We start from the raw sequence: 12,189 nt of genomic DNA, 5'->3' as shown, positions 1-12,189 counted from the left end.
CCCCCACGAAGCGCCCCCCACGAACACCCTCACACCGAACACCATTCGCCAGGACCCTCCCATGCATCCCTCAGCGCATTTGCCATTGCCGCCGATCGTTCAGGCCGCGTCTGGCTCCGGGTCCGTCCGTCCGTCGTCCATGACGACCGCTCACCCGGAAGGACAGAGTTCATGAGTCCCGACATCGTCAAGCACACCACCAAGCCCCCACTGCGGGCGATGCCACCAATAGAGCGTTTCACCCCGATCACTCCTCACGTGGCCATCTCCCCCACCGTCAGCGTCGTGGTCCCCGCCATGAACGAGGCGGAGAACCTCCCGCACGTCTTCGCCACGCTGCCGCAGTGGATCGACGAGATCGTGCTGGTCGACGGCAACTCGGTGGACGACACCATCGCCGTCGCCAAGAGGCTGCGCCCCAACGTCCGTGTGATCACCCAGACCGGCAAGGGTAAGGGCAACGCGCTGTCGGCCGGTTTCGCCGCCTGCACCGGCGACATCATCGTGATGATCGACGCCGACGGGTCCACCGACGGCCGGGAGATCATCCAGTTCGTGGGCGCGCTGGTCACCGGGGCCGACTTCGTCAAGGGGTCGCGTTACGCGACCGGCGGCGGCAGCGACGACCTGACCTTCAACCGCAAGTTCGGCAACAAGGTGCTGACCGGCCTGGTGAACCGGATCTACGGCACCAGCTACAGCGACCTCTGCTATGGCTACAACGCCTTCTGGGCGCGCCACCTGGACGCGCTCAACCTGGACTGCGACGGCTTCGAGGTGGAGACCCTGATGAACATCAGGGCCGCCAAGGCGGGGCTCAAGGTCCAGGAGGTGCCCAGCCACGAGCGCTGCCGGATTCACGGTGAGAGCAACCTGCACGCCGTCCGCGACGGCATCCGGGTGCTGAAGACCATTCTCCGGGAGTGGCGTGGCCGTCCCGCCGCCGTTGTGCCCGAGCCCGCCGCCGCCGCCCCCGCGGCGGACCAGGGCGCCGCATAGCCATGAGGACCAGTGTCGTCATCTGTGTCTACACCGAGGAACGCTGGGAGGACATCCGGGAGGCCGTCGAGTCCGTCGAGAGCCAGCGGCGCAGGCCGGACGAGATCATCCTGGTGGTCGACTACAACGCGGACCTGCACCTGAGGCTCAAGCAGGAGTATCCCGGCGTGACCGTGGTGGAGAACACGCAGGAGAAGGGGCTGTCCGGTGGCAAGAACACCGGCGCGGCGACCGCCTCCGGCGACATTGTGGCGTATTTGGACGACGACGCGGTAGCGGAACCCGGCTGGCTGGAAGCGCTGGAAGAGGGCTTCGAGGACCCGGCCGTCGTGGGGGTGGGCGGCCTGACCAGGCCGCTCTGGGCGACGGGACGCCGTCCCGGCTGGTTTCCCCGCGAGTTCGACTGGACCGTGGGCTGCAGTTACCGGGGCATGCCCACCCGGCGGGCGCCGATCCGCAACGTCATGGGGGGCAACGCGGCCTTCCGCAGGGAGGCCGTACTCGGGGTCGGCGGGTTCCACACCGGCATCGGGCGCAGCGTGCAGGGGCGCAGGCCCCGGCCGCTGGGCTGTGAGGAGACCGAGTTCTGCATCCGGCTCTCCCAGCGGACCCCCGGCGCGGTGATGCTGTTCGAGCCGGACGCGGTGATCGGCCACAAGGTGTCGGCCGTACGTTCCAGGTTCGCCTACTTCCGGTCCCGGTGTTACGCCGAAGGCCTGTCCAAGGCGCTCGTCACCCGGAGCGTGGGCGCCGGGGACGGGCTGGCCAGCGAGCGGGCGCACGCGTTGAAGGCCCTGCCGCTGGGCGCGTTGCGCGGCGCCGGGGAGGCGCTCCGCGGTGACCTGTCCGGTTTCGGCAGGGCGGGCGCGATCGTGATCGGACTCGCCTGGACCACCTGGGGTTACATCGTCGGTTCCCTCCGGTTGAAGGTGTCGAAGTCATGATCCGCGTGCCGATTCTGATGTACCACTCGATCTCCGATCGGCCCAACGCGGAGACCAGGCCGCTGGCCGTGCGGCCCTCGGCCTTCGCCGAGCAGCTCTCCTACCTGAAGGAGAACGGTTTCACCCCGCTGACCGTGGCCGACCTGGTCGCCTCGCTGCACAGGAACAACGGGCGCTCCATTCCCGAGCGGCCGGTCGTGGTGACCTTCGACGACGGTTACGCCGACTTCCACAGCGAGGCGCTGCCCGTGCTGGAGCGCCACGACTTTCCCGCGACGGTCTTCCTGACCAGCGGCTGGGTCAGTGACGCGGGCAAGGACGCGGCGGGCCGGCCGCTCGACGTGATGCTGTCCTGGAGCCAGGCCCGCGAGGCCGCCTCCTGCGGCGTCGAGATCGGCGGTCACAGCCACAGCCACCCCCAGCTGGACCAGTTGCCGGACGACCGGCTCCGTCAGGAGCTGCGGCGCAACAAGGCCCTGCTGGAGGACAAGATCGGCGCTCTGGTCTCCACCATGGCCTATCCGTACGGCTACTCCAGCGTGCGGGTCCGGCGGGAGGTCCGGCGGGCCGGTTACTGGGCCGCCTGCGCGGTGAACAACGCCATCGCCGCCGACCGGCACGACGTGCTCGCGCTGCCGCGCCTGACCGTCACCGACGGCACCTCGATGAAGATGTTCGGCCGGGCGGTCGAGGGCAGTCAGGTTCCACTGATCTACATGAAGGAGCGTGTGCTGACGAAGGGCTACGCCGTCGTCAGGCGCACCCGATACGGCCTGCGCCGGGTACGTGGTCTCGCGTAGGGAGCGCGTCTTCGGGCGTGGGGGGAGGTAGGGCATGAGCGCGACGGTGGGCGAGCGGCCTGCGGGACGGCTCGCCGGGTTGCGGCGGCGGTTGCTGCGTGATCTCCGCAATCCGCTGTTCCGCAACGGCTACGCGCTCATGGCCAACACCGCCATCACCGCCGTCCTCGGCATGGGGTACTGGTGGCTGGCGGCCCAGCTCTACGAGCCGGCCGACTTCGGCAGGGGCCAGGCCGTGATCACCGCCATGCGGCTGTTCGCCTCGCTGACCGCCCTGGGGTTCGTCGGGGCGCTGGCCAGGTTCATCCCGGTGGCCGGGCGCCGTACCCCCGAGCTCATCGTCCGGGCGTATGTGATCGCCGGGGCCACCGGCATGACGGCCGCGCTCGGGTTCCTGATCACGCTGCCGTGGTGGGGGCCGACCTACGCCACGCTGGGCGGTCTCGGCCCCGGGCTGTTCTTCCTGGTGGCGGTGCTGGTCTGGTCGGTGTTCACCCTGCAGGACGTGACGCTGGCCGGGCTCCGCAAGGCGACCTGGGTGCCGGTGAACAGCCTCGGCTACGGCCTGGTCAAGATGGCGATGCTGGTGGGGCTGGCGTTCGCGCTGCCCCGCGACGGCATCTTCGTCTCCTGGATCATCCCCGCCGCGATGGCGCTGATCCCGATCAACATCTTCATCTTCCGGAAGGTCGTCCCCCGGCACGTCAGGCAGACCGAGAGCACCGCCAGGCCGCTCGCGCTCCGCGAGGTCGGCCGGTTCCTGTCGGGCGACTACCCCGGCACGCTGTCGATCCTGGCGAGCGTCTACCTGATCCCGGTCCTGATCGCCGCCCGGGTGGACGAGGTCACCTTCGGCTACTTCTCCATGGCGCACACGCTGGGCTCGCTGATCGAGCTGCTGGCGATGAACATGGCCACCTCGCTCACCGTGGAGGGGGCCTTCGAGCGGCACCGGCTGGCGTCGAACTCGCGCAGGGCGCTCCGGCGGGCCTTCATGATCATTGTTCCCGTGGTGGCGGTGACGGTTCTCGTGGCCCCTCTGATCCTGCGCGTCTTCGGTGCCGGCTTCGCGGACCGGGGCACGCTGCTGCTCCAGCTGATGGCGGTGGCGGTCCTCCCCCGGGTGCTGATCGAGATCTATCTGAGCGGGCTGCGCGCCCTGGGGCAGGCCCGCAGGCTGGCGGCCGTACAGGTGTGCCTGGCGGTTCTGGTGCTCACCGGCACCCTGCTGCTGTTCCCCCGCGCCGGGGTGAACGCGGTGGGGTACGCGCTGCTGCTGAGCGAGACTCTGATCGCCCTGACGATCTTCCCCGGTCTACGCAAAATACTCAAACATGGCGAAACTGCCCAGGTGACCGTCACACCCGGGTCCGCGTAGCCCCCATGATGTTAGACGTGAGGCAACGGGCAGGTAATGACGTGACAACGGAGGCGGCGGGGGCCGCCGAGGACGGGGAGACCGGCTCCACCCACCCCTCGCCCTCGGAGGACCCCACGGAGGCGCACGCCGGACCGGGACCGGAGAAGCGGCCTCCGGGCACGCCCTCCGAGACCTCCGGCGACGACGATCCGGCGGCCACCGCCGTCTTCCGGATCCCCGTCCGCGAGGTCGCCGGGGAGCCGGAGGACGGCGTCCCCAAGGCGGACGGCCCGGAGACGGGCACACCCCCGGTCCCGTCGTCCGCCGGGGCCTCCGGCGCGGACGCCCTCCCCGTGGAGGACGCGGACGCCCCCGAGGCGGACGACACCTCGATTCTGAACTTCTCGATCGTCGACACCTCGGTCATCGACGTCTCCGAGATCACGGCCCCGGAGCGCGAGAGCGGCGAGCCCGGCGGCGACGACGGAGCCGACAGCACGGTGAACCTGCGCCTTCCCCCGGCCCCCCCGATTCCGGTCCCGCCGACCCCGGCCCCGCCCACTCCGGTCCCGCCGGCCCCGGCGCCCCGGGCACGGGGTCTCTCCGCCGACGCCACCAGCCGCACCACCGCCGGTCCGCCGCCGGCCACCCCCGCGGCCGTCCACGCCCCCGGGGCCGCGACGCCCGAGGACAGGCCCTCGTGGGCCGAGAGGCTGACGCGGACGGCCGGCACCTGGCTGCCGCCGTTGCTCACCGTCGAGGGCCTGGTCATGTACGTCCTGGCCCTGCGCGTGGCGCCGGGACCGCTGCGGGGCGTCGACCTGACCCACGTCGACGGCCTGGGGCTGATCTCGGCGCTGCCCAGCACCGCGTTCATCGCGATCCTGCTGATGATCACTGCCTTCTTCGTCACGATCGCGCAGAACACCGACCGCAAGTTCCTGCTGCTCTTCCAGATCGCGGCGATCACCTTCGCCCTGCACGGGGCCGCCGCCCTGATCGAGGACACCCCCCGCTTCCACACGGCCTACGTGCACGCGGGCTTCGTGGAGTTCATCAACCGCACCGGGACCTCCTCCCCCGTCCTCGACGCCCGCTTCGCCTGGCCGGGGTTCTTCGCGCTGCTCGCGTTCGTCACCAAGGCCGCCGGGGTCACCGACCTGACGACGATCATGCGGTGGACGCCGCTGCTCTCCAACCTGCTCTACCTGCTGCCGTTCGTGCTGATCCTGCGCCAGGTGGTGGCCACCACCCGCGCCCGCTGGTTCGCGGCGCTGCTGTTCGTCATCGTCCAGTGGATCGGCCAGGACTACCTCTCATCCCAGGGCTTCACCTACGCCATCTACCTGGCCTTCGTGGCGATCGTGCTGCGCTGGTTCGGCAAGGTGGAGCCCCGCGAGAAGCCGATGCCCGCCAAGGGCCGGATCCGGCGGCTGCTGGCCAGGCTGGACGGGCTGACACCCGGCGAGCTCGCCCACTCCACCGGCGTGTACGACCGGTCGATCATGCTCATCGTGCTGATCGGCCTGTTCGGGACCGCCACCGCCTCGCACCAGATCACGCCGTTCATGATGCTCGGCGTGCTGACCGGCCTGATCCTGCTGCGGCGCTCCTCGCTCAGCGGGGCCCTGCCGTTCTTCCTGGGCCTGATGGTGCTCGCCTGGATCAGCTACCAGACGGTCACCTTCTGGAGCGGGCACATCGACCAGCTCTTCGGCGGTCTGGGCCGGATCCTGGAGAACCTCCAGCGCAACACCGGCGACCGGATCGAGGGCAGCGACCCCCGGCACGCGTTCGTGCTGATGGCCCGGCTCGGCATCTGCGCCCTCATCCTGCTGCTGGCCGCCACCGGGCTGCTACGCCGCCTGCGCCGCGGGGTCGGCGACCGGGCCGCCCTGCTCCTGCTCTGCATCCCGGTGCTCGCCCTGGGCCTGCAGAGCTACGGCGGCGAGATCGGCCTGCGGATCTACCTGTTCGCGCTGCCCGGCGCGTGCATCCTGGCCGCCTACGCCTTCTTCCCGAACCTGCCCGCCGGTACGGCGGAGGCCCCCGAGGAGACGGTGCCGATCCGCAGGCGCAACATCCGGTTCAACCCGGAGCTGACCCGCCGGCTCTCCCTGCTGCTGGCCGCCGGGTGCGCGCTGGTGCTGTCGATGTCCTTCCTGGTCGCCCGCTACGGCAACGAGCAGTTCGAGCGGGTCTCCAAGGACGAGGTGCGGGCGATGCACTACGTCTACAAGCACGACGAGCCCAGCGGCCGGGTGCTGTACCTGGTCCCGATGATCGGCCCCGAGGTCACGCCCACCATCCCCTGGGGGGAGCGGGACTTCGACAAGATCTCCTACCAGCAGGTGCTGGTGGACAAGAATCCGGCGCAGCTCTCCTCGGTGATCGACAAGTTCCGTGTCCTGCCGCCCAACACCTATCTCGTCGCCAGCCGGGGGCAGGCGGCCTACCTTCAGCTCAACCACGGCTTCCCCGACGACTGGGCGAGCCGGTTCCGTGCCGCCCTGGACGCGTCACCGGAGTTGAAGCGGGTCTTCAACAGCACGGACGCCGCCGTCTACACGCTGAAGTCCTATCCGAAGGACGCCGAGATCCCGCAGCCGCAGCCCCTGACGGGTTTCGGCGACCGGGGATCACCGCTGACCCCGATCGGCCTGGGCGCCCTGGGCGTCACCTGGGTCGCCCTGTTCGCCTATGAGATGTACCGGCTGCGCGGTCTCGACCGCACCGCCAGGACGAGGCGGCGCATCCTGTTCGTCGCGGTTCCGGCGTTCGCGCTGGCCGTGGCGGTCGTGATCGAGCGGTTCATCGTCATCGGCTTCAACCAGCTCCAATAGGAACGCGGTCTCCCCGGGGAGTGCCTTTCCCCCGGCATAATGATCACTATTTGCCGGGGGGCGTGCGATACAGCACGGTATGTCGAGGGACGGTTGGATGGTCAACGGGGAACACCGCGGTCCGCTGGGGACCACCACACCCCCAACCGGTACGGCCCGGCGGATCGCCGCCGTCGACGCGCTGCGCGGGTTCGCGCTGTTCGGCATCGTGGTGGTCAACATCGCCTACCTGGCCTCGGGATACCGGATGGCGGGGCTGGCCGAGCCCGCCTTCTCCGCACCGCTGGACTGGGAGGTGCGCTGGATTGTCACCGTGTTCTTCGAGAACAAGTTCTACCTGCTCTTCTCCTTTCTCTTCGGCTACAGCTTCACCCTTCAGCTCGACTCCGCGGCGAACTCGGGGGCGGCCTTCGTGCCCCGGTTCCTGCGCCGCCTGACCGGGCTGCTGCTGCTCGGCCTGGCCCACGCGGTGCTGCTGTTCCCCGGGGACATCCTGGCCACCTACGCGGTGGTGGGACTGGTCCTGCTGACCGTGCGGGGGATCAGGCCGCGGACCGCGGTGATCACCGCGGTGGCGCTGACCGTAACGCTCGCGGTGGGGTTCGGGCTGCTGGCCGTACTGGCCCTGAACGGCACCGACGCCTCCGGGACGGTGGCCGGGGGCGCGGCCGAGGCGGCGAGGTCAGACGCGGCCCTGCACGGCTCGGTCAGCATGATCATTTCTGAGCACCTGCACAAGCTCGGCAAGATCGTCGTGCTGCGGGTCTTCTTCCAGGGACCCGCGGTGCTGGCCGCATGCCTGATCGGGCTGGCCGTCGGCAAGAAGCGGATGCTCACCGACCTGTCCGGGCGGACCGCGGAGCTACGCGGGATCCAGTGGGCGGGGTTCCCCGTCGGGATCGTCGGGGCGATGGTCCACGCGCACTCGACCTGGTCGGGCTGCGGAAGCGCCTACCACATGTTCGGCCAGGCGGTGGACCTGCTCACCGCGCCGCTGCTGGCCGCGGCCTACGCGGCCACCCTGCTGCGGCTGCTCCCCTCGGCGCCGCGGCTGACCGCCGTCCTCGTGCCGCCCGGCCGGATGGCGCTGACCAACTATCTGGGCCAGTCGCTGATCTGCTCGCTGATCTTCACCGGCTACGGGCTGGGGCTGGTGGACCAGCTCAGCCCGCTCACCGTGGTGTCGATCGCCGTCGCCATCTTCGCGATCCAGGTCGGCTACAGCCGGCTGTGGCTGCGCCGTCACCGCTACGGGCCGGTCGAGTGGTGCCTGCGCTGGTTCACCAACTGGCGCAGGCCCTCTCGCGGCCGGTCCGGCTAGGCCCGGTTCCGCTCGCTCCATCTGACCTCGTACGGATTGAGGGTGAAGCTCTTGCCGTCCACCGTCGCGGTGACGGCGGCGTTGGAGGTGTTCACCATCACGAGCTGACGCTGCTGGGCCAGCACCCGCACCTTGGGGTCGCTGGAGGTGACCGTCACCAGCGGGGTGCCGGCGGGGAACCACTTGGTGAAGCCGCTCAGGATGCCCGCCATCGGCAGCTCGTCGCCCCGTCCGGGGCGCCAGAGGCAGCCCGCGCAGCTCTGGCCGGCCTTGCGCTGGGGGTTCCAGTAGAGGGCGGTGGTGGCGCCCCCTGTGGCGAACTCCATCATGGCCACCGTCTGCACGGCGGTGCGGCGCTCCTCGGTCCAGTCGGTGCTCTCCGGCGCGACGTACCACTCGGCCCACCAGACCGGCAGGTTGCCGCTCTTCTCCCTGAGCCAGGTGGTGACCGCGCTGAACTTGCCCAGCGCGGTGAACTCGTCGGGGAAGAGCCCTGCGTCCTTGGTCATCGAGGCGCCGTCCACCACGATGAAGTCGGCGCCCTTCTTGTGGTCGATCCAGTACTCGACGGCGTCCAGGTCACGCTGGTCGACGACACCCCAGGCCCCCTGCAGCTCCGATCCGCCGCCGCTGCGGTTGCTCCCGATCGGGATGTAGGGGCCGCCGACCTTGATGTCCTTGTTCACCGCCTTCAGCGCGGTGTAGACCTTGTTGTAGAGCTCGGTGTACGCCTCGGCGTCCCAGCGGTTGGTCCCCGGGTTCCAGAAACCCTTGAACTCGTTCCACACCATGTAGTGCTTGACGGTCGGATAACGCCTGGCCACGGTCGCGGCCAGCTTGGCGAAGTCGTCGAACCTCTCCCGTTTGGGGGCGGTCTCCAGGGCCCCCCAGTCGGTGCGCCCCTCGGTGCCGCCCTTCATCCAGTCGGGCGCGCAGCAGAGCGTGACGACCGGGATCGCCTGGGAGTCCGCCATGAACCGGATCCGGCGGTCGAGGTTGCGGAAGTCGTGCCTGCCGGGGACAGGCTCCGGGTTGTCCGCGCCCCAGCCCATGATGTGCTGGTTCTGCACCAGGGGAACCCTGCTGAGGACGTGCGAGGCGGCGTCGCCCGCCCCGGCGGGCTCGGCGTCGCCGCTGAACTCGGTGTGGGTGACGCCCCAGCGCGGCCACTCCTTGCCTGCCGGGGGCTCCTGCAGGACGGGCGCCGGCTGCTCGGGGGGGATCCGCAGAGCCTCCCCCCGAGGCTTGTCGGGTTTGGTGGCCATGACGACGATCACCACGAGAAGCACGAGCGCGACGCATCCCGCCCCCAGTGCGACCGGCCAGCTCGGGCGCCGTCTCTGGTGCCGTCCGTTAGTCGGTATCACCCTCGCCTCAATCCTCGCCTCTGGTCCAATGAGAGCGTTCCACAGCGACGACGGACGTGACCGCGATCCGGCGCGGTTCACAGACAAGCGTTATCAGCTGCGTCATCACATTAGTCAAGGTGACTTGCAGAACACTTGAGACTTCTATCGTAGACGCCGGTCCGGCGGGTAACCCATGAGGATCGTCCACGGTCTCCTCCCGGTCCGGCTGCTCAGCCCTCCAGCACCCGGTGGGCCCGGTCGACGAGCGTGGGGACGGCCGCGCCGATCTGCTCGAAACCCTCCCCCACAGTCTTACCCTGTCTGAACCTGGCGTGGATTCCCTCCACGATCACCGCGAGCTTGTAGTTGCCGAACGCCAGGTAGAAGTCCAGGTCGGAGAGGTCCGCGCCGGAGAGTGCGGCGTAGTGGGCGGCGAACTCCCGGGCGGTGAGGAAGCCGGGGGCGACGGTCACGCCGGTGGCCACCGGGATGGACGCGCGTTCCTCGTCGCCGGGGTCCTGCCAGTAGGTCAGGGTCAGGCCGAGGTCGGCCAGCGGGTCTCCGAGGGTGGACATCTCCCAGTCGACGACGGCGAGGATCTCGGGGTCGGGCGCGAGCCGTACCAGGGTGTTGTCCAGCCGGTAGTCGCCGTGGACCAGCGCCGAGGCCGAGCGGGCGGGCAGGCGGGCGCGCAGCCGGGCCACCAGGCGGTCGTAGCCGGGCAGGTCACGGGTCCGTGACCGCTCCCACTGCCGGTCCCAGCGTTCCAGCTGACGGGCCATGTATCCCTCCGGGCGGCCGAAGTCGGCCAGCCCCACCCGCCGGGGGTCGACCGCGTGGACGGCGGCGAGCACCTCGGCCAGCCTCTCCGACAGCCGCCGGCCCCGCTCGGGGGCGAGCCCGGCGACCTCGGCCCCGCTCCGTACGGCCAGGCCGTCCACATGCTCCATCAGGTAGAACGGCGCCCCGATCACGTCCTCGTCGCCGCAGAAGGCGACCGCCCGGGGCACCGGGACCGGGGTCGGGGCGAGGGCGGAGACGACCCGCCACTCGCGTCTCATGTCGTGGGCGGTGGGGAGCACGTGCCCCAGCGGGGGTCGGCGCAGCACCAGGCGGCGTCCCCCGGTCTCGACGAGGTAGGTGAGGTTGGACCTGCCCCCGGAGATCAGGGAAATCCCGGTGGGCTCCCCGGCATCGGGGACGTTGGCCGCCATCCACCCGGTCAGCCGGGTACGGTCGATGCCAGGGGTGCTCATGGCCACCCATTAGAACGCCACCCGGGTGAGAACACCACCCGGGTCGGGGAAACCGGCCCACGCCGGGGGCCCAAGATGAGAGGCCGAAACGTTGTGCCTCAGAAGAGCCAGTGGTACGTCCAATCCTTTACCGTTACATTACGCGCCAACCTGCATACTTGGGCCTCACACGTCCTGCACGTATCCATGCTGGAAGGCGTCGGGGAAACCGCACACCCCAGTGGGAGCTCATGCGCGTCTCTATCGTTCACCCTCGTGATCTCGGGGCGCCCGACATCAGCCGATGGCGGGCCTTACAGGAGGCCGATCCGGCTTTCGACAACCCGTTCCTGTCGCCTGAATTCACGGTCGCCGTCGGCGAGTTGCAGGATCGAGTCCGGGTGGCGGTGTTGCACGACGGCGCGGACACCGTGGGGTTCTTCCCGTTCGAACGGCACCCGATGGGCATCGGCAGGCCGGTGGCCGCCGGGCTCACCGACGCGCAGGGCCTCGTCCACGCCAAGAACATCGAACTCGACCCCCAGCGGCTGATCAAGTCCTGTGGTCTGGGGGTGTTCGAGTTCGACCACCTGGTGGCCGGGCAGCCGCTGCTGTCGGAACGGCACACCAGGCATCCGTCACCGATCATCGATCTGCGGGACGGCTACGACTCCTACATCGAGACGATCAAACTGAGCTCGGGCAAGACCTATCGCTCCACGGCCTACAAGACCCGCAAGCTTCAGCGGGACGCGGGGCCGCTCCGCCACGACTACGCCACCGTCGAGCCGGCGGCGCTGCAGACGCTGCTCGGCTGGAAGACCGACCAGTACCGCCGGACCGGCCGCGCCGACCGGTTCTCCCGGCCGTGGATCGTGGAGCTGGTCGAACGGCTGCTCTCCACCGACACCGAGCACTTCGGCGGGGTGCTGGACATGCTCTACGTGGACGGGCGGCCGGTGGCCGGTCACTTCGGCGTGCGCACCGCCACCACCCTCGCCGGCTGGTTCCCCGCCTACGACGTCTCCTTCGCCAAGTACTCCCCGGGTCTGATCCACCACCTGGCCATGGCCGAGAAGGCGGCCCAGGCGGGGATCGAGGTCATCGACATGGGCCGGGGCGAGAAGGAGTACAAGGAGAAGCTCAAGAACGGTGAGTACCAGGTGGCCGAGGGCCGGATCGCCCGGCCGAGCACCGGCGCCGGACTGCACTGGGTGGTGCGGGTGCCGGTCCGCAAGGCCCGGGGCACGGTTCTCGCCAACCCGGCGTTGCGCAGCACCGCCGACCGGTTGCTGAAGACCTTCGGGCGCCTGCGCACCTCCATCCAGTCGCCGTGAG

9 protein-coding genes are annotated in these 12,189 nt (G+C 69.8%); 7 read left to right on the top strand and 2 right to left on the bottom strand.

What is annotated here, in order from left to right; genetic code table 11:
* The first annotated feature begins 171 nt into the window (after window positions 1–171).
* The 6 genes from ACWEF2_RS02560 to ACWEF2_RS02535 all read left to right on the top strand — a co-directional run bounded on the left by ACWEF2_RS02560 (window position 172) and on the right by ACWEF2_RS02535 (window position 8,267).
* Entirely contained in the window at window positions 172–999 is an 828-nt protein-coding gene (locus ACWEF2_RS02560; protein ID WP_355592597.1) for a glycosyltransferase family 2 protein, read from the top strand.
* 2 nt (window positions 1,000–1,001) lie between these two features.
* The gene (locus tag ACWEF2_RS02555; protein WP_453811242.1) at window positions 1,002–1,943 is read left to right on the top strand and encodes a glycosyltransferase family 2 protein; all 942 of its coding nucleotides are present in this window, start codon (window positions 1,002–1,004) and stop codon (window positions 1,941–1,943) included.
* A complete protein-coding gene (locus ACWEF2_RS02550; RefSeq protein ID WP_453811241.1) occupies window positions 1,940–2,743 on the top strand; it encodes a polysaccharide deacetylase family protein in 804 nt (267 codons plus the stop codon). Before ACWEF2_RS02555 ends, ACWEF2_RS02550 begins: the two co-directional genes overlap by 4 nt.
* A 34-nt stretch (window positions 2,744–2,777) precedes the next feature.
* A complete protein-coding gene (locus ACWEF2_RS02545; RefSeq protein ID WP_453811240.1) occupies window positions 2,778–4,121 on the top strand; it encodes a lipopolysaccharide biosynthesis protein in 1,344 nt (447 codons plus the stop codon).
* A gap of 41 nt (window positions 4,122–4,162) precedes the next feature.
* On the top strand, window positions 4,163–6,946 hold the full coding sequence (locus ACWEF2_RS02540) for a hypothetical protein (RefSeq protein WP_453811239.1): 2,784 nt from the start codon (window positions 4,163–4,165) through the stop codon (window positions 6,944–6,946).
* Between the two features lie 97 nt (window positions 6,947–7,043).
* Window positions 7,044–8,267 (top strand): DUF418 domain-containing protein, encoded by a 1,224-nt coding sequence (locus tag ACWEF2_RS02535; RefSeq protein ID WP_453811238.1) that lies wholly within the window; start codon window positions 7,044–7,046, stop codon window positions 8,265–8,267.
* Here ACWEF2_RS02535 and ACWEF2_RS02530 read toward each other — a convergent pair.
* Both ACWEF2_RS02530 and ACWEF2_RS02525 read right to left on the bottom strand, forming a co-directional pair.
* Window positions 8,264–9,634 (bottom strand): GH39 family glycosyl hydrolase, encoded by a 1,371-nt coding sequence (locus ACWEF2_RS02530; protein WP_453811237.1) that lies wholly within the window; start codon window positions 9,632–9,634, stop codon window positions 8,264–8,266. The two genes, ACWEF2_RS02535 and ACWEF2_RS02530, sit on opposite strands and share 4 nt — an antisense overlap.
* A gap of 212 nt (window positions 9,635–9,846) precedes the next feature.
* Window positions 9,847–10,872 (bottom strand): phosphotransferase family protein, encoded by a 1,026-nt coding sequence (locus ACWEF2_RS02525; RefSeq protein ID WP_453811236.1) that lies wholly within the window; start codon window positions 10,870–10,872, stop codon window positions 9,847–9,849.
* 230 nt (window positions 10,873–11,102) lie between these two features.
* On the opposite strand from ACWEF2_RS02525, the gene ACWEF2_RS02520 reads away from it, so the two are divergent.
* Window positions 11,103–12,188, top strand: coding sequence for a GNAT family N-acetyltransferase (locus tag ACWEF2_RS02520; RefSeq protein WP_453811235.1), 1,086 nt, complete (start codon window positions 11,103–11,105; stop codon window positions 12,186–12,188).
* The last annotated feature ends 1 nt before the right edge of the window (window position 12,189 follow it).

The sequence above is a fragment of the Streptosporangium sp. NPDC004631 genome (genome assembly GCF_053601935.1).
The sequence above is the reverse complement of the archived record's forward strand: the minus strand, read 5'-3'. Positions and strand labels throughout refer to the sequence as shown.